Annotated in this window: 14 protein-coding genes; 3 read left to right on the forward strand and 11 right to left on the reverse strand. The window is 54.1% G+C overall.

Annotated features, from left to right (window positions below; all coding sequences use genetic code 11):
- Window positions 1-3: 3 nt before the first annotated feature.
- Entirely contained in the window at window positions 4-507 is a 504-nt protein-coding gene (locus SD69_RS17190; RefSeq protein ID WP_052481314.1) for an LEA type 2 family protein, read from the reverse strand.
- 240 nt (window positions 508-747) lie between these two features.
- Between SD69_RS17190 and SD69_RS17195 the strand changes: the two genes are divergently transcribed.
- Window positions 748-1,089 carry a hypothetical protein gene (locus tag SD69_RS17195; protein ID WP_041524190.1) on the forward strand — a complete coding sequence of 114 codons (342 nt, stop codon included), beginning with the start codon at window positions 748-750 and terminating at the stop codon, window positions 1,087-1,089.
- Window positions 1,090-1,101: 12 nt separating this feature from the next.
- Here SD69_RS17195 and SD69_RS17200 read toward each other — a convergent pair whose 3' ends face one another.
- Genes SD69_RS17200 through SD69_RS17210 form a run of 3 tightly spaced genes read right to left on the reverse strand, consistent with a single transcriptional unit; the run spans window position 1,102 to window position 2,833 of the window.
- Window positions 1,102-1,464: a DUF2750 domain-containing protein gene (locus tag SD69_RS17200; RefSeq protein ID WP_041524191.1), complete on the reverse strand. Its 363-nt coding sequence runs from the start codon at window positions 1,462-1,464 to the stop codon at window positions 1,102-1,104.
- A gap of 3 nt (window positions 1,465-1,467) precedes the next feature.
- Complete coding sequence (locus SD69_RS17205) at window positions 1,468-2,160, reverse strand: M48 family metallopeptidase (RefSeq protein ID WP_198144122.1); 693 nt, start codon at window positions 2,158-2,160, stop codon at window positions 1,468-1,470.
- A gap of 22 nt (window positions 2,161-2,182) precedes the next feature.
- Window positions 2,183-2,833 (reverse strand): MBL fold metallo-hydrolase, encoded by a 651-nt coding sequence (locus SD69_RS17210; RefSeq protein ID WP_041524193.1) that lies wholly within the window; start codon window positions 2,831-2,833, stop codon window positions 2,183-2,185.
- A gap of 148 nt (window positions 2,834-2,981) precedes the next feature.
- On the opposite strand from SD69_RS17210, the gene asd reads away from it, so the two are divergent.
- Window positions 2,982-3,842: an archaetidylserine decarboxylase gene (asd, locus tag SD69_RS17215; RefSeq protein ID WP_041524194.1), complete on the forward strand. Its 861-nt coding sequence runs from the start codon at window positions 2,982-2,984 to the stop codon at window positions 3,840-3,842.
- A 2-nt stretch (window positions 3,843-3,844) separates the two neighbouring features.
- Here asd and SD69_RS17220 read toward each other — a convergent pair whose 3' ends face one another.
- The 4 genes from SD69_RS17220 to gltB form a co-directional block, all read right to left on the reverse strand.
- On the reverse strand, window positions 3,845-5,227 hold the full coding sequence (locus tag SD69_RS17220; RefSeq protein ID WP_041524195.1) for an HD-GYP domain-containing protein: 1,383 nt from the start codon (window positions 5,225-5,227) through the stop codon (window positions 3,845-3,847).
- Between the two features lie 93 nt (window positions 5,228-5,320).
- On the reverse strand, window positions 5,321-6,385 hold the full coding sequence (gene hemE / locus SD69_RS17225; protein ID WP_041524196.1) for a uroporphyrinogen decarboxylase: 1,065 nt from the start codon (window positions 6,383-6,385) through the stop codon (window positions 5,321-5,323).
- Between the two features lie 126 nt (window positions 6,386-6,511).
- Complete coding sequence (locus SD69_RS17230) at window positions 6,512-7,930, reverse strand: FAD-dependent oxidoreductase (protein ID WP_041524197.1); 1,419 nt, start codon at window positions 7,928-7,930, stop codon at window positions 6,512-6,514.
- A gap of 34 nt (window positions 7,931-7,964) precedes the next feature.
- On the reverse strand, window positions 7,965-12,419 hold the full coding sequence (gene gltB / locus SD69_RS17235) for a glutamate synthase large subunit (protein ID WP_041524198.1): 4,455 nt from the start codon (window positions 12,417-12,419) through the stop codon (window positions 7,965-7,967).
- A 540-nt stretch (window positions 12,420-12,959) separates the two neighbouring features.
- On the opposite strand from gltB, the gene SD69_RS17240 reads away from it, so the two are divergent.
- Entirely contained in the window at window positions 12,960-14,945 is a 1,986-nt protein-coding gene (locus SD69_RS17240) for an Ig-like domain-containing protein (protein WP_041524199.1), read from the forward strand.
- Between the two features lie 74 nt (window positions 14,946-15,019).
- On the opposite strand, the gene SD69_RS17245 is transcribed toward SD69_RS17240, so the two are convergent.
- The 3 genes from SD69_RS17245 to aroK form a co-directional block, all read right to left on the reverse strand.
- A complete protein-coding gene (locus tag SD69_RS17245) occupies window positions 15,020-16,546 on the reverse strand; it encodes an SPOR domain-containing protein (protein ID WP_041524200.1) in 1,527 nt (508 codons plus the stop codon).
- An 18-nt stretch (window positions 16,547-16,564) separates the two neighbouring features.
- Complete coding sequence (aroB, locus tag SD69_RS17250; RefSeq protein ID WP_041524201.1) at window positions 16,565-17,647, reverse strand: 3-dehydroquinate synthase; 1,083 nt, start codon at window positions 17,645-17,647, stop codon at window positions 16,565-16,567.
- Window positions 17,648-17,743: 96 nt separating this feature from the next.
- Window positions 17,744-18,250 (reverse strand): shikimate kinase AroK, encoded by a 507-nt coding sequence (gene aroK / locus SD69_RS17255; protein ID WP_041524202.1) that lies wholly within the window; start codon window positions 18,248-18,250, stop codon window positions 17,744-17,746.
- Between the last annotated feature and the right edge of the window lie 3 nt (window positions 18,251-18,253).

Genomic DNA, 18,253 nt, shown 5'->3' on the forward strand with positions numbered 1-18,253 from the left:
AGTTTAAGGCTGTGCAGACAGCGACTCAAAATTAACTTCGCCCGACTCTTTGATCCGAATCGACGGCGTGTAGCGACCGGTATCGAGTTTAGCCGCAAACTCATAATCGATAGGCTGGTTGGCCGGGCGGCGGCTCAGTGAGCGCGCCAGGCGAACCAGCTCGAGTATATTGGTGGTTAGCTCCAGCTCCAGCGGAGTCTCGCTGTATGCCTTAAGCACCGGCACCTTGGCGCTCACGCCATTTAGCAAATCATAGCCCTGCAGCGCCATGCTGTAAGACATCCCGCTAATCATCAGATCATCGGGGTTGGGGTTGGTAATCCGTAAACGCAAGCCGATTCTCGGCGCCAGCTCACCCGACTCGGCGGGCAACATATGCAACCCGGTGACATTAACGGTGGGCTCGGTGAAGCCCGGCCGCAAGCTCGCACAACTAGCCAACAAAACTACCATTGTGGCAACCGCCCAAAGGCGAACAGAACCCAGCAAACGGCCATTAACACACATACCAGCACTCCTTAATTCGATCCGGCCATCACGCCGGTGAAGGGGCATTATGATTCAATCGACGCGGGAATCAAGCAACTGAGCGAGCGGCAATACACGCCTCACTCCTGGCCACCCGGCCATTTTTGTGACGCGAGTCACATTAGGGGCGCCGCCGAGTGTGCTGTAATCGACACTTTGATGAACCCGATTCCCAGAAGCGGGCTTTAGCACTGCTTTAGCACTACGCCGAGATACGTTATGCCGCACCCCAACACAGCCAATAATACGTTACTAGGCAGCCGTGAACTGCGTTTTCATAACCGGCAAGAATCGAGCTATCCCAACCTGATGCGCTTTTGTCTCGACTTTAAATTTAAAGTCTTACAACTACTTTTTAGTGCGCCTAACACTGAGGCGGCACCGGTTAAAGTGGTGGTGCTAACACGGGCAGACTACAACGGTGACCCCAGCAGCGCCATCACCCCGGCATTTGCCGACCTAAACCAACTCGAGCGATATGTCACCGACAACCAAGTGGATATTTTGCACGATTACCTGTTTGGCGTCGACGAACTTGCCGAGGCGAGCGAGGCCGGTTAGTAAACCGCCAGCTTAGCTAAGTTCTTGCTCAAACTCTGCCAGTAGATCCAGCGGCTCCCACTCCTCGCCTTCCATATCCTGGTTCCAGTTGATACCCACCAGAATGACGTCCTCATGCATGCCGGGGAGCCAATCCTCCAGTAACTCGGCGAGCGCAATGGGCAGCGGCTGGTAATCGTGCCACTCCTCGACGCAGTGTACAGCGGCCAGCTCGCGCGAAGACCACAGGGGCATAACGTCGGTGTCATCGCGTTTTTCCGAGTCGCACAGCGCCCACCCGTCCGGGCCTTCAAGCCCCCACACACAGCCGGTATTGATCCCTTCGACAATAAAGCGGTCTACGTTTTCTTCAAAATCGTCTGATAAAGGTTCCATGGTTTACCTCTCGTAGGGCGGTAAGATCAAGCGGTGCCCTTGCTCGCGCAGCCAAAGGCGCTGACGCTGATAGTCCGGGCAGATGGCCTGTACCTGCTGCCAAAATGCACGACTGTGGTTATGGTGACGCAGGTGGCTAACTTCGTGGGCTACAAGATAATCCACCACAGCCACAGGAGCCAGCACTATTTGCCAGTTGTACTGAATGTAACCCTCGGACGTGCAGTGGCCCCACTTAGAACGCGTAGCGCGAATATTAACCCCGCGACACCGGAGCCCCGTGGCACGACACAGCTGCTGTGTTTTAGCCTCGAGCAGGCCTAAAGCCTCGTGCCTATACCACTGGAGTACGCTCTGGTAGGCTTGCTCTGCGGCGCTTTTGCGACTGCGTGATGACAGCCAAATATGCAGTGTATCGGCGTCTCGCTCACAGGCCGCTCGGGTACCGTTCGCAACGGACAGCGTGAGCTCCCCATCCAGATAAGGTAACCGCTCGCCTGACTGATATTGATAGCGTGGCCGCAACGCAATGCGCTCTTGCTGCTGTGCCAGCTTGGCGCTTACCCACTGACGCCTAGCCTTCAACAAGGCCAGCAAATCGCGCCGGGCAATACCTTTAGGGGCCAGCACGCGCACCTCCCCCTCACGCACCTCAATGCTAACGGTGCGCCGGCGGGCGCTGAATTGATATGTCACAGGCCAGGGCAACGACGCCGAATCAACCAAAATTTTTGTCTGCCACAAAGGGGTTGTGGGCTCGCTCGTGGGCAAAAGTCGACATAGGCCCGTGGCCCGGCACAAAGCGAATATCGTCTCCCAACGGCCATAGCTTTTCCGTGATCGATTGCAACAGAGCCTTGTGATCCCCTCGCGGAAAATCTGTACGCCCAATAGAGCCGTGAAACAAAACGTCACCAACAAACGCCAAGCGCGCCTGTTTATCCACCAGCACTATATGCCCCGGCGTGTGCCCCGGGCAATGCAATACCTCCAGCGAGCACTCGCCGAGCCTAATAACCTCGTTGTCGGCGACAAAGCGGGTGGGCCGCACCTGCGGCGTTAAGAGTGCAAACCCCATCATCTGTGCTTGCATCGCGAGCTGCTCGAGCCAAAAAGTATCATCAATGTGAGGCCCAATAATCGGCACCTGATACTTATGGGCGAGCAGCTCTGCCGCCCCAACATGATCTAAATGACCGTGCGTAAGCAAAATCTTGGTCAGTGTGACACCCGCCTGAGCAAGCGCCTCGCGAATACGTTCGGGATCACCGCCGGGGTCCACTAACGCGGCTTCGCGGCTCTGCTCACACCAAATAAGCGAGCAATTTTGCTGATAATGGGTCACCGGGATAATTTGAAACTGAAGCACTTAAACCTCGTTATCACAAGATACTAGGGGCGTTAAGCTGCGCAGTTTAGCAGCCAGATGAACACGGGAGAACGCCGCAGCCGCAAATCTCTGATAGCATACGCCTACGCCGCTGGCGCCGTACCCGAGCCGAAAGGATAGCAACTCAATGAACGACAAACTATTTACCAGCCTGCAGTATTTGGTCCCACAGCACGCGCTGTCGCGGTTAGCCGGTAAACTGGCAAACTGCCGTAACCAAACTGTGAAAAGTACGTTTATTAATTGGTTTATTAAACGCTATCACGTGGATATGTCTCAGGCTTTGGATGGAGACCCAGCCAGCTACGCCTGCTTTAACGACTTTTTTACCCGCGCATTAAAAGCCGACGCCCGCCCCATCGACGGCACCGGCAGCAGCGTTGTCTGCCCCGCGGATGGGGCTATTAGTCAGGTGGGCAGTATCGAAGAGGGGCGTATTTTCCAGGCCAAAGGGCAGCTCTACAGTGCCTGCGAATTGCTTGGTGGCGACGAGGCCTTAGCCGCCGAGTTTGCCGACGGCAGTTTTGCCACCGTTTACTTATCACCCAAAGATTATCACCGGGTGCATATGCCACTCACAGGACGGCTGCGACAAATGACCGTAATCCCCGGCGACTTATTCTCGGTGAATACGGCCACCGCCCGCGAAGTGCCCCGACTGTTTGCCCGCAACGAGCGCGCCGTGTGTATTTTTGATACCGAGGCAGGCCCTATGGCGGTTGTTCTGGTGGGCGCCATGATTGTCGCGGGCATAGAAACCGTGTGGGCCGGTGAGGTCGCCCCCTTTAAGCGCCGCGTTGTCACCACCCACTATGGGGCGGCACAAGCAGCGCCGATAACCTTAGAAAAAGGCGCCGAGATGGGCCGCTTTAAGCTGGGCTCCACAGCCATTGTGTTATTCGGGAAGGATAAGGTGCGCTGGGACGAAGCCTTTAAAGCCGAAAGCGCCACCCGTATGGGCGAGGCCATGGGGGAAACCGTCGGTTGAGTTTACGAGCGTGTAAAGCGATCAAGTAACGCGCGCAGGCCTTTTTTCTCGGTAGAGAGCAGGTAATCATCCCGGATCGCGATGATGTCTATATCGTAACTGCCGGGCTCTAGATCGCGCGCAATTTCAACTTTTTGCACATCGGCCAAAGAGACCTTACCGGCGTCAATGAGTGCCTGTTTGGTACGGTCGTCGTCGGCTAAATCGAGCAGCCGGTGCGTTTTTAATGGCTGCTTGAGCGCGTCCATCACCACCATTACTTTAGGTTTTAAACGACGTTCAAAGTTCTGCTCGACCACTACGCCGACCTCTCCGGTGTTGAGCTCGACAAGTGTACCTGTGGGGTACAGCCCAATCGCGCGGATAAACTCAACTACGAGATCTTCCTGAAACTGAATATTGCGCAGCTCATACAGCCGGGCAACGGCTTTAGAGGGGGCGATAGGAACCGTGGCTCCGCGGGGTGTAATCACAGTATCGTAGAAGGTGACAATGCCGGCAATTTTACCCAATAACGGGATCTTGTCGCCCATCAGGTGCTGCGGAAAGCCACTGCCATTTAAGCGCTCACAGTGGGTGCGTACCACGCTTATGACTCGCGGCTCCATACCATCGGCGCCTTTTAGCAGCTCGACACCCAGAGCGACAAAACTTTCGTATTGTTTTTGTTCTTCAGGGGTACGATCTGCATTAATAATGAGCTCGTGGGGTAATTTAGTTTTACCCACATCTTTAAGCAAAACCCCCATCGCCAAAATATCCAGCTCGCGTTTTGCAAGCCCAATATGACGACCAAACAATATCGCCCACACTGATGAGCGCAGCGCATGGCTGTAGGTGTACTCATCGGCCTCCTGAACGCGCGAGAGCCAAGTGAAGGCATCCGGGTTGCGCAGCACACTGTCAACCATATCGCTGGCTAGACGGCGCGTTTCGGCCACCGGGATATCGTAAAAAGTTTCTTTATCCAGCTGCGACAGAACGTCGGCAACGGCTGAGTAAACCTTTTGGTGCAGGTCGCGGGCTTTTTTAACCTCACGTCCCAGCGACTTAACCTCTTGGTATTGGTTGCGCTGAATTTTTATCGGCTTAACCGGCACCGTAACCGGGGCACTATCGACATGCCGGGTGGGCCCGTTTTTACTTCCCGCGCCACCGGTTGTCCCATCGTAAGAGCGCAACTTGGTGGCGAGCGGCGAGCGGCCTTTTACCACATCGATATAAACGTGTCCGCACAAGCTTTTCAGCTTTTTAAGCTCGTCTATATCGCGAATATAAAAGCCCTGCAGGGGGAACGGTGTTTGCGCCCACGGCCGATCAAGCCCCGACACATACATGCCGATGGTGAGCTCGTTAACACTTAGCTTAACCTGTTTTATCCCCACTGCCGCTCCCTCGTAATCCCCTCTGTTGTAACTGGGGATATTGGCGTTAAACCAGTGTAATCAATATTCGCAGATGGCGCCAGAGACTACCGATCAAGGGTGGTATTGTGCCGATAAGTCGTGAACGGCCCGAATAAACGCCCCGGCGTGCTCTGGATCTACCTCTGGGGTAATCCCGTGCCCCAGATTAAATATATGCCCCGGCCCGGTGCCAAACGACTGCAAGATAGTCCCAACCTCTTGGCGAATACGATCGGGCTTAGCGTAGAGAATCGTCGGATCCATATTACCCTGCAGCGCCACACGCGAACCCACCCGGGCGCGAGCCGCGCCGATATCGGTAGTCCAGTCGAGCCCCAGCGCATCCGCGCCAGTGTCGGCCATGGCTTCCAGCCACTGACCGCCCCCTTTGGTAAACAGGATCACCGGCACCCGGCGCCCCTCTCGCTCCCGGATCAGGCCTTTGACAATTTTATCGAGGTAAGCCAGCGAGAACTCCTGATACGCGGCATGGGATAGCGCCCCACCCCAGGTATCAAAAATCTGTACCGCCTGCGCGCCGGCCTCGATTTGAGCGTTGAGGTAGACAATGACAGATTCCGCCAGAGTGTCGAGCAGCTGGTGCATCAGCTCGGGCTGGTTATAGAGCATCTGCTTAGCGCGGCGAAAGTCTTTACTCGAGCCACCTTCGATCATGTAGGTCGCCAGCGTCCAGGGGCTACCCGAGAAACCAATAAGAGGCACCCGGCCATTTAGCTCACGGCGAATCAGTGATACCGCGTCCACCACATAGGGTAAATCTTTGGCGGGGTCGATTATCTGCAGCGTATTAATATCGGCCTCGGTACGTACCGGCTTTTTAAACTTGGGGCCTTCACCTGTTTCAAAATACAGGCCCAGTCCCATGGCATCCGGAATGGTAAGGATGTCGGAAAAGAGTATGGCAGCGTCCAGCGGGTAGCGCTCCAGTGGCTGCAGAGTGACCTCACACGCCATCTCAGGGTTACCACACAATCCCATAAAATTACCGGCCCGCTCGCGACTGGCACGATACTCAGGCAGGTAGCGCCCAGCTTGGCGCATCATCCACACAGGCGTTACATCGACAGGCTCACGCGACAGGGCACGCAAAAAACGATCATTTTTAAGTTGGGTCATGGTCAATCAGATATCCATCGAGTGTCTTGTTATGATTAGAGGCGACGCCACATTCTCTAGCCGCACACTTGCCGCCAGCCGATAGGCGGACGATAAAAAAGCCGGTCAAAGGACCGGCTTTTTCGTTTAAACTTCGAGGTAGTCTAAGATACCATCGGCGGCCTCGCGGCCCTCCCAAATGGCTGTAACTACAAGATCAGAGCCCCTTACCATATCGCCCCCGGCAAACACTTTAGGGTTGGTGGTTTGAAACTTAAATTCTTGTTCCTCGGGTGCAACAACACCGCCCCAACTGTTGACGTCCACGCTTTGCTCGGCGAGCCACTCGGGCGGGCTAGGACGAAAACCAAAGGCAACCAACACCACGTCGGCAGGTAGAATCTCTTCACTACCGGCGATAGGCTCGGGGCGGCGACGACCGTTCTCGTCCGGCTCGCCCAGCTGCGTCGTAACCACCTTAACGCCTTCGACCTTGGCTTCACCGACAATCGCCACTGGCTGTCGATTAAACAAAAATTCGACGCCCTCTTCGCGCGCGTTTTGCACTTCGCGCTTAGAGCCCGGCATATTTTCTTCATCGCGACGATACGCGCAGGAGACTGACTCAGCGCCTTGGCGAATCGAGGTGCGGTTACAGTCCATCGCAGTGTCGCCGCCGCCGAGCACCACAACACGCTTGCCGCTAACGCTGACAAACTCGTCGGCGCTTTTTTCAAAGCCTAAGTTGCGGTTAACGTTGGACACCAAGAACGGCAAAGCGTCGTAAACACCCGGTAGATCTTCACCGGGGAAACCGCCTTTCATGTAGTTATAAGTACCCATACCCATAAACACGGCATCGTACTCACTCATTAGTTCAGCCATGGTGACATCGGTGCCAACATTCGTGTTTAAGCGAAACTCGATGCCCATCTCGGTAAAAATTTCCCGGCGGCGAGTCATCACCGACTTCTCTAACTTGAACTCCGGAATACCAAAGGTGAGCAGACCACCGATTTCCGGGTAGCGATCAAACACTACCGGTTTAACACCGTTGCGCACCAATACATCAGCACAGCCAAGGCCCGCTGGACCAGCACCAATAATGGCCACTTTTTTATCGGTCCACTTCACTTTGGACATATCCGGACGCCAACCCATGGCGAACGCGGTATCGGTAATATACTTCTCGGCATTACCAATTGTTACCGCACCAAAACCGTCGTTTAGGGTACAGGCGCCTTCGCACAAGCGATCTTGTGGACACACGCGCCCGCAAACCTCTGGCAGAGTATTGGTTTGGTGGCTAAGCTCCGCTGCTTCAAAAATATTGCCCTCTGAGATCAACTTTAACCAGTTTGGTATAAAGTTGTGGACCGGGCACTTCCACTCACAGTAAGGGTTGCCACACTCAAGACAGCGATGAGCCTGACCCGCCACCTCGTCTTTACTGTATGGCTCATAGATTTCGACAAACTGATGTTTGCGAGTCTGGATGTCTTTCTTCGACGGATCTTGACGACCAACATCAAGAAACTGGAAGTTATTACTTAAACGTTCGGCCATAGTTAATGCCTCTAAACTGTTAAACCCAACGGGGTTATTCGCCGCGCGTCTTAACGCTTTCCAGCAGACTTTTCACGCTGGCGGCCTTGGGTTTTACTAACCAGAATTTACCCACGTAATCATCGAAGTTGGTCAGGATTTTCTCGCCCCAAGCACTTTCGGTTTCTTGGACAAACTCTTCAATAACGCCGCGCAGATGATGACGGTGCGCTTCTAACGATTCGGTGTCAACGCGATGGATCTCAACCAACTCATGATTGTAGCGATCGACAAACTGGTTGGTTTCATCCAGCACGTACGCAAAGCCGCCGGTCATACCGGCGCCAAAGTTAACACCCGTATCGCCCAGCACAGTCACGACACCACCGGTCATATATTCACAACAGTGATCCCCGGCACCCTCTACCACAACCTGAGCACCTGAGTTACGCACTGCGCAACGTTCGCCGGCCGTACCGGCGGCAAACAATTTACCCCCGGTGGCACCGTACAAACAGGTATTACCCATAATGCTAGTGGTATTTGAGGCAAACTCTGAACCTGCGGGCGGGCGAATAACGATTTTACCGCCGGCCATACCTTTACCCACGTAATCGTTCGCATCACCTTCGAGGTAAAGCTCAAGACCACCGGCATTCCACACACCAAAGCTCTGACCGGCAATACCGGTTAAGTTAAGCTTGACGGGGTTTTCGGCCATACCCTGATTACCGTGACGCTTAGCGATCTCACCGCTTAAGCGCGCACCAATGGATCGGTCGCAGTTAGTCAGGTGGAAACTGAATTCACCACCGGATTTCGCCTCGATCGACGGCAAAACTTCTTTCACCATGGCCTCGGCCAGCTCACCTTTATCAAACGGTGTGTTGCGCGACACGGCGCACAGCTGCGGCTTGGTTGCCAAGAACTCATCGGTATGAATAATCGGACTTAAATCCAAGTTCTTTTGTTTAACGGTTTGGCCTTCAGTTAAGGCCAGCAGGTCGACCCGGCCCACGAGTTCACCCAAGGTTTTTACACCCAAATCGGCCATTAATAAGCGCACTTCTTCTGCCACAAAGCGGAAAAAGTTTTTCGCCATCTCGACGGTGCCAATGTAATGCTCGCGACGCAGTTTTTCGTTTTGAGTGGCAACACCGGTGGCGCAGTTATTAAGGTGACAAATACGTAGGTATTTACAGCCCAATGCCACCATCGGTGCGGTACCAAAGCCAAAGCTTTCCGCCCCAAGCATTGCCGCTTTAATCACATCAAGACCGGTTTTTAAACCGCCATCGGTTTGCACGCGAACTTTATCGCGCAAGTCATTTGCACGCAGAGTTTGGTGCGTCTCGGACAAGCCTAACTCCCAGGGGGAGCCCGCGTAACGAATCGAGGTCAGGGGGCTTGCCGCGGTACCGCCGTCATAGCCTGAGATGGTAATTAAATCGGCGTACGCTTTGGCAACACCAGCGGCGATCGTACCGACCCCTGGGCGCGAGACCAATTTAACGGATACCAGCGCGTCCGGGTTGACTTGTTTTAAGTCATAAATGAGCTGCGCCAGATCTTCAATTGAATAAATGTCATGATGCGGCGGAGGCGAAATCAAAGTTACGCCGGGCACCGAGTAGCGCAAGCGGGCAATCAAGGCATTTACTTTGCCGCCGGGCAGCTGGCCACCCTCACCAGGCTTAGCGCCCTGAGCCACTTTAATTTGCAGTACTTCAGCGTTTACCAAATAGTGTGGCGTAACACCAAAACGCCCAGACGCAATCTGCTTAATTTTGGAGACCTTGTTGGTACCAAAACGCACCGGGTCTTCGCCACCCTCACCACTGTTAGAGCGGCCACCTAACGTGTTCATCGCCTCGGCGAGTGCCTCGTGCGCCTCAGGCGACAATGCCCCCAACGACATACCGGCTGAGTCAAAGCGCTTAATAATACTCTCGACCGGCTCTACTTCGTCCAGCGCTATGGGCTTATTGACGCCGCCCTGCACTTTAATCAAGTCGCGCAAGGTTGCGACCGGGCGAGTGTTTACCAAATCAGAGTATTTTTGCCAGAGCTTCCAATCACCGGATTGCACGGCATTTTGCAGCGCGGTAACCACATCGGGGTTATACGCATGGTACTCCTGACCATGAACATACTTCAGCAGGCCGCCCTGAACGATTGGCTTGCGATCCAACCAAGCGGTTTTTGCCAAAGCTTTTTGATCACTCTCAAGATCTTCGAAGCGAGCACCCTTAATTCGTGACGGGGTGCCGACAAAACAGGTGTCAACCACCTCTTCGGCCAGGCCGACCGCTTCAAATAGCTGCGCGCCGCGGTACGAGGTAATGGTCGAGATACCCATCTTCGACAGAATTTTCAACAGGCCTTTATCGAGCCCCTTACGATAATTTTTGTAGGCGTGATCCACGTCGGTGAGCAACTCACCTTTGCTCAGCAAATCGTTCATCACGTAGTAGCTGAGGTAGGGGTACACAGCCGTAGCACCGTAGCCAATCAAAGAGGCCACTTGATGTGAATCGCGGGCGGTACCAGTCTCGACAATAATGTTGGCGTCGCAGCGCAAACCGTTTTGCGTCAAGTGGTGATGCACGGCGCCGGTTGCCAGTAAGGCATGAATAGGTAACTGCCCTTGTTTGAGCTCCATATCGCTCAGCACAACCAATACAGTGCCGCCGCGCACGGCGTTGGCAACCCGTTCGGTCAGCTCGTTAATGGCTTGCTGCAAACCCACTTTTGCCGGATCGTAGGCCAGAGAAAATGTCTCGGCTTTGTAATCACTGCGGCCCAAGTTGGTGAGTGCACGGAACTTAGCTGGAGACAATACCGGCGAAGTTAAAATAACACGATTAGCGTGCTCTTCGGTTTCATCGTATACCGACAGCTCGCGACCGACACAGGTCTCAAGCGACATTACAATGGCTTCGCGCAGCGGATCGATGGGCGGGTTCGTGACCTGCGCAAACTGCTGGCGGAAATAATCGTACACCGAGCGCTGTTTGCTCGATAACACTGCCATAGGGGTGTCATCCCCCATCGAGCCTACGGCCTCTTGGCCACCTTCGGCGAGCGGGCGCAACACTTGATCGCGCTCTTCAAAGGTCACCTGATACATTTTCATAAACGCCTTCATGTCGGCGCCAGACAAACCGTTTTCAGCCACGTCGGTTTCGAGGGTAGACTCAATACGCACGGCATTGTCTTTTAGCCAGCGCTTATACGGCTGACCTTTTTTAAGTTGATTGTCGACGTCCTGCGTATGAAACAGCTCGCCGGTCTCGGTATCTACCGACAAAATCTGCCCAGGCCCTAAACGGCCTTTGGCCACGACATCTTCGGGCTTGTAGTTGTACACCCCGACTTCGGACGCCACGGTAATAATGTCATCTTTAGTAATCACCCAGCGCGACGGGCGCAAGCCATTGCGGTCAAGCGTACACACCGCGTAACGACCATCGGTAATCACCAGTCCAGCCGGACCATCCCAAGGCTCCACGTGCATCGAGTTGTACTCATAAAACGCGCGCAAGTCGGAATCCATATGCTCGACATTTTGCCAGGCCGGCGGCACCAGCATACGCACGGCGCGATGCAGCTCCATACCGCCAATCAGCAATACTTCCAGCATGTTATCCAGGCTTGACGAGTCTGAGCCAGTACGGTTAACCAAAGGAGCTACTTCAGCAATATCGGGCAACAGAGGCGTAGAGAACTTATCGGTACGCGCTACCGACCAGTTGCGGTTACCCATCACTGTATTAATTTCGCCGTTATGCGCCAGCATCCGGAACGGCTGCGCCAAAGGCCACTGCGGTGTGGTGTTTGTTGAGAAGCGCTGGTGGAACACACAAATCGCCGTCTCAAGACGTTCGTCCGCAAGATCGGCAAAAAACTGCGGCAAGTCCACAGGCATCATAAGGCCTTTATAGGACAGCACCGTGGTGCTTAAGCTGGCAATATAAAAAGCCGGGTCATTTTGCAGGGCGATCTCGGTGCGTCGGCGGGCCATCAATAGCTTAGCGCTTACCTCGGCATTGCTCAGGCCATCGGGACTATTGATAAATACATGGTTAAACAGCGGCAGCGACTCAAGGGCAATCGGCCCCAAACAACCGGTATCAACCGGTACCTCACGCCAACCGGCAACACTCAGTCCCACATTGGCAATAGCGCCTTCAAGCACCTCGCGAGCCGCATCAGCTTGCGCAGCGTCGCGGCTCAGCATAACAGCGCCAACGCCATAAATATCGGTCAACGGCGTAGAAAACGACTCGGCCGCCACTGCGCGCATAAAACTGTCAGGCTTCTGCAGTAATAAACCGCAGCCATCGCCTGTCTTTCCGTCGGCAGCAATACCGCCACGGTGAGTCATGCACGTCAAAGATTCGATCGCGGTCTCGAGCAGACGGTGGCTGGTTTTACCCTTTAAATGGGCAATAAGACCAAATCCACAGTTGTCTTTAAACTCGTCCAACCTGTACAGGCCAGTGGTCATACGCTGTCTCTCAATATCAGTATCTGTGGCAGCGCACTGCCCGGCCAAAGCGCGAGTAGTGCTACCGACAAAAAAGCCCCTAAACTAGAGGGGCTATTACAAATGGGCGCAGAATATTACCCGCTAAAGCCATTTTAGGCAAGCGGAACAGTGGCGCGAGGATGCCGACCATAGCCGGCAAGATTGTGCGATAGGCCGCGTATTACGGGCCTTTAAGCTCAGGTTATTGGCAATTGCGGCAAGATGCAACCACAGCTCACAAATGAAGCTGGCCACAAGCGAGAATTTACTCGCAGAACTGGCAACAAAAGCCTGAAAACAAAAGAAATTTGTGAAAATGTGCCACTATTCCTCTTTTTAACACGCAGGGCCCTTTATCCTGCTCGCGATTTACGCTAATTTAGGCGATACAACTAAATTATTAGGGGTACCTTTGCCCTAAAAGCCCACGCTTGGGTGTGCGACGCCCCGCCGGACGGCGGTTTAGCAAGCACAACAGCGGCCAAACACAATTACAACGCCGGCAACCAGGAATTCAACATGCGGATACAACAACTTGGGTCAACGACACTAAAGTTAACCTCAGCGATCGCCTTATGCCTTGGCCTTGCGGCCTGTGGCGGCAGCAGCGATGGCACAACGCTAGATCAGATTAACGGCAATATCGATGACGACACAGATACTCCGGCCAGCGTCGCTCAAATAGGTCACGGCAGTGGCGCTGACTTTGTCCCCGGGGAGATAGGCACCGAAACTAACGGTAACGCCCTATCCGCCGGCGGCAGCACAACGTTAATTGTAAACGTGGTTGAAGACGGCCAACTGATCACTGACAGTACTTCAGTGACCTTTATCTCCCCCTGTATTGCATCGGGCGAGTCACTGGTAGAGCCTATCGGCGGTGCCAGCGATGACGACGACAGCGCCAGCAATGTGGTCGACACGAGCAACGGCCAGGCGGGCGTACGCTATACCGCCAACGGCTGTATCGGTAACGACAGCGTCAAAGCGACTACTACTTATGGCGGCGGTGTTATCAGCGCCACAGCTGACATAAACATCGAGTCCGACACAGTAACCAGCATTAATTTTGCCGACGCAAGCCCCAACTACATCACCTTAAAAGGTACCGGAGGCACTGAAGCCTCTAGCGTTCGCTTTCAAATACGCGGCACGACCGGTGCCCCCGTTAAAGGTGTTGAGGTTAACTTTGCACTAAATACTACAGCGGGCGGCCTCTCCTTGGTCAATTCAAGCGCCATTTCCGGCAGCGACGGTTACGTCAGCACCACCGTCCAATCCGGCACAACCCCGACAAGCGTACGGGTAACAGCCACTACCGATACCGGCGTCACAAGCCAATCTAACGAGCTTATTGTTTCTACCGGCTTGCCCGACCAAAACAGCATGAGTATTGCCGCCAGCGACCGCTACCCAATCGCCTGGAACCATAACAATGTAGAATCAAGTATTACCGTAAACCTAGCCGATGCCTTCAACAACCCAGTCCCCAACAGAACTCCCGTGTACTTCACCACCAATGGTGGCTCTATCACTGCATCCTGCCTGACCGGTGTAGTTTTTGATGAAGAAGGGGACGAGGAAATAGGAACCCCAGGGGTTTGCTCGGCCATCTGGCGCAGCCAAAACCCTCGCCTGTTCTCCGAAACTCAGGTGATGATGGACGAAGAAACATTAACCTTTTACTGCCCCAACGGAGACATCGCCGGCCAAGGTAGCGATTGCCGCAATGGCCGCGTCAAAATCATTGCCACCACCATTGGTAACGAATCATTCGTCGACACCAACAGTAACGGCGTTTACGACTTCGGCACTGACTTATTTTACACAGCCAATTCAGATGGCAGCGCGTCTCGCAAGGCCAATTGCAAATACCCATCGCCCATCTCAGGGGCCGCTTCGCGATCATTTGGCTGCGACGATCTGGGGTCCGCCTATATCGATCGTAACTTTAACGGCGAATACGACGGCAACGAAGAGGTTACCTCCATTAATGACAACAGTACCGGAGAGTACATCCCAGGCGACGGAATCTACAACGGCAGCCTGTGCCGCGAGGAAGACGCTAGCGCGGGTAATTGCAGCCGGGACAGTGTGCTGGTGCGGGACGACATCACACTAGTATTAACTAGCGAAGAGCAGTTTTTCTTTACCATGCCCGACGGTCGACTTCCCGGTCAACCTGACCCATCTGAGCAGATTCGCCTGCAACCTGGCGAAAGCATGACTGTGTATCTGATGCTGGCGGATGCTAACGGCAACGGCCTGCCCCGAGGCACAGAGATTACAGCGAGCGCCCCAGACGGGATCGAAGCAAGTGTATCGCCAGAAGGAGAGCTTGCCGGCTCTTCAGAAGGGACCATTGTTGCGTTATCGATTCAAGTCAGCGACTCCCAGTCAACTCAAGGTGTCGTTTCTTTAAACGTAACAATGCCTACACCCTATGACGGTGAAGTTGGACGCTCTGTAGGCATAGTCAGCGTCGTCTCTTACTCGGCCAATTAATCAAAACCCCAGTCACAAAAAAGGCGGCTAAGAAGCTCTCTTCTTAGCCGCCTTTTTTGTGACTTAATCATTTACTACAAGCCAATTTCCTGCTGCAACTCCCCCACCCGCCGCGGCCAGGGGCCTGCCTTTATCTGACTTTTGGGCAAGGTTGCTACAGCCTGTTTTGCCTTTGCCGCCGAGCTGTAACGCCCCGCCAGCACGATATACCAAGGTTTTTGCGACCGCACTGTTTCCATCACCCGCAATGAATCCACATTGTCTTGTTTTTTAACATAGGCGATAGCCGCATCGCGACTGGACACACCCAACACTTGCAGCGAGTAATCCGACTCAGGCCAGGACAAAATCTCTGCCTCATCATTTGGCCAGGTCACAGCGGCTGGCTTCGTCGCTACCGGTGGCTCTTGCGGGACCACATCAGAGCTAGTCGCTGCACTCGAAACGACGGCCGCATCAGGCTTAACCGGCTCGCCAACAACTCCCATCTCAGGTTCAGCCTCTCGAGAAGGCCCAGAAGCCTCAGCGGCATCGCCCGAAACCGCAGGTTCGGCTCGACCGGTCACCTCATCTTTTATACTGACCGCAGGCTCCTGACGCACTGCCTCAGCGGGTGGCTCTATAGGCTTAACCGCCTCAGGGGCTGGCGGCGCAGTAACCACCGGTTCCGTTATTTTCCGCTCCAATTTAGGAGCTTCCGGCGCCGGCAAGCGCTTGACCACCCCCTGCTCGGTGGGTTCTGCCGTGTCATCACCCTGATATAAATAGACTAGCCCCAAAGCCGCCAACAAGCCTGCAACAGCCGCAATATGAACAACCGGAATTCCACCTTTGGACTCATTTTGAGCAGATGCTGCCGCCACGGACTCAGGGGAATAGCTTTGCAGCTCTAGCCGCGCCAGCTCAAGCAGCTTATCCAGGCGCCCGCCAGACTCGTCCATAAACGACTCTACCTGACGAAGCGAAAATATTGGCTCGCCTAAAAAACCTGCAAGCTCTACCCGATAGTTCAGCATGGCCGTCGCATCTGACGCACTCATCAAGGGAAAAGCGAGATCCTGCACCGCCACATCGGGCATCTCAAATTGATCTAACCGCGGCGCCAACTCCAACTCCGAAAACAGCACAAAGCTGAAAGGGCGGCTGTGCCCTGCCGGCACCTGAAGCAAGCTTACAAGGGCCGCCAAGGTGTCATCATCTAGTAAATGGACGCTATCAAGCACAACGGTTACCCCGAGTGCCTCACCACCGCTATTAATGGTCGTGCGGAGCTGGGCGAGTATTTCGCCGATACTTGAGCTATCGGAAACAGGCAAGGCGAGAAAATCAGCCAGCTGCAATAAAAGCGCTTGGGATGAGCTAGCCACGCTGGCATCCAGCAGCACACTCTCCTGGATAGCCATTAGCTGACCGTAAAAAAACTTCGCAAACGCTGATTTACCTACACCGCGCTCACCACAGACCACTACGAAGCCGGCGCTAAACTGACTCGCGTGAGTAATTTGATCCGCCAGCAACTCTAGATCGGGCGTGACATAAAAAGTATCGTTAGTAAACGGATCGCTATCTAACCCTAGCCGCTCGCAGTAATCCGGCACCATGCAATCTCTCCCGCCCGCCTAACGGCAAGCACCAATAGTTTGGCTCAACAAGCTCCGATCAATGTCGGAGGTAACAAATGCCTCACCCAAGCTGTTAAGCAGAACCAACCTAAGCCGGCCATCCTGGACTTTTTTGTCCACAGACATTAGCTCGAAAAATTGTGTTTCTGTCATATCCGCTGGCGCCACGACCGGCAAGTTCGCCCGCTTGATAAGCGTTACAGCACGACTCAAGTCCGCCTGACTGATCAAGCCCATTCGCTGCGACAAGTCTAACGCCATCACCATGCCCGCACCAACAGCCTCCCCATGAAGCCAGGCTCCGTAGCCTTGAGCTGTTTCAATCGCATGGCCAAAGGTATGCCCCAGATTTAAAATAGCGCGAATACCGCCCTCGCGCTCATCCTGCGCCACAACCTGCGCCTTGTTTTGGCAGGAACGCTCGATGCAATACGCCAAAGCGTCAACATCACCCGCCATTACACGGGCAATATTGGCCTCTAACCACTCAAAAAATTCATAATCGCAAATAAGGCCATACTTAATCACCTCTGCAACTCCGGCGGCAAGCTCTCTGGGAGGTAGCGTCTTAAGTACCGCCACATCAGCTACCACCGCCTGAGGCTGATAAAAGGCCCCAATCATATTTTTACCCAATGGGTGGTTTACACCCGTCTTGCCGCCCACCGAGGAGTCGACCATCGACAACAAAGTCGTTGGTATTTGAATAAAATTAACTCCACGCTGATAACAAGCCGCGGCAAAACCTGTCATATCGCCTATAACGCCACCGCCAAGGGCGATTAATGTCACCGAGCGGTTAAAGCGCTGCTGTAAAAGCTCATCAAATATAAGATTCAACGTTTCTAAGTTTTTGTACTGCTCCCCGTCGGGCAGCACGACTGAATGCACCTCTCGGCTAGCATCACTCAGCGCTTGCTCCAGCCCCGCAAGATAGAGCTTCGCTACTGTATCGTTAGTAACGATACACACCTGCTTGCCAGCAATGTATTCGCTAAACAGCTCCGCCCGCTCAACAAGCTCTGAACCAATAAAAATAGGGTAGCTGCGCTCCCCCAGATCAACTGTTAAGGTCTTCATAGGTATTGTCTTTTGTTCAATAGATGCAGGATAGTCACGGCTGTACTTTAGCACACAGGCACAAGCGCTGGCAGACGCCGTACAGCCGAAATAGCATTAAGGAAGGTGTGCGAGGATTTCGGCAACAGCCGCTTTCGGAGAGAACCGGTCAGTATTCAGGTGTACATCAGCCACGCCACGGTAAAGCTCGTCCCGTGCCGCTAGAATCTCTATAATTTTTTCGCGTGGGTTTTCAACTTGCAATAAAGGCCGCTTCTTGTCACGCGAGGTCCGCTCTACCAGCTGATCCACCGAGGCCGTCAAGTAGCACACCAACCCCTGAGCCATCAGCTCGCAATTTTCAGGCTTTGTAACAATCCCACCACCAGTGGCAATAACACTGGGCGTCTCGGCAACCAAATCCTGCAAGACTCCGGTCTCACGCGCGCGAAACCCCTCCTCACCTTCCATATCAAATATCCACGGGATATCGGCACCTGTGCGACCTTCAATCACACGGTCCGTATCATAAAAGGGGACATTTAACTCGGAGGCAAGAACTCTACCGATGGTCGACTTGCCGACCCCCATGGGGCCGACAAGAAATACGTGCCGATCTAGCATAGT

This window comes from Gilvimarinus agarilyticus (assembly GCF_000832015.1).
Lineage (GTDB): Bacteria > Pseudomonadota > Gammaproteobacteria > Pseudomonadales > Cellvibrionaceae > Gilvimarinus > Gilvimarinus agarilyticus.

Bases quoted from the DNA above. Each gene is read 5' to 3' on its own strand.
- SD69_RS17190 (WP_052481314.1), bottom strand. From the start codon at position 507: ATGTGTGTTAATGGCCGTTTGCTGGGTTCTGTTCGCCTTTGGGCGGTT.
- SD69_RS17195 (WP_041524190.1), top strand. From the start codon at position 748: ATGCCGCACCCCAACACAGCCAATAATACGTTACTAGGCAGCCGTGAA.
- SD69_RS17200 (WP_041524191.1), bottom strand. From the start codon at position 1,464: ATGGAACCTTTATCAGACGATTTTGAAGAAAACGTAGACCGCTTTATT.
- asd (WP_041524194.1), top strand. From the start codon at position 2,982: ATGAACGACAAACTATTTACCAGCCTGCAGTATTTGGTCCCACAGCAC.
- hemE (WP_041524196.1), bottom strand. From the start codon at position 6,385: ATGACCCAACTTAAAAATGATCGTTTTTTGCGTGCCCTGTCGCGTGAG.
- SD69_RS17230 (WP_041524197.1), bottom strand. From the start codon at position 7,930: ATGGCCGAACGTTTAAGTAATAACTTCCAGTTTCTTGATGTTGGTCGT.
- gltB (WP_041524198.1), bottom strand. From the start codon at position 12,419: ATGACCACTGGCCTGTACAGGTTGGACGAGTTTAAAGACAACTGTGGA.
- SD69_RS17240 (WP_041524199.1), top strand. From the start codon at position 12,960: ATGCGGATACAACAACTTGGGTCAACGACACTAAAGTTAACCTCAGCG.
- SD69_RS17245 (WP_041524200.1), bottom strand. From the start codon at position 16,546: ATGGTGCCGGATTACTGCGAGCGGCTAGGGTTAGATAGCGATCCGTTT.
- aroB (WP_041524201.1), bottom strand. From the start codon at position 17,647: ATGAAGACCTTAACAGTTGATCTGGGGGAGCGCAGCTACCCTATTTTT.
- aroK (WP_041524202.1), bottom strand. From the start codon at position 18,250: ATGCTAGATCGGCACGTATTTCTTGTCGGCCCCATGGGGGTCGGCAAG.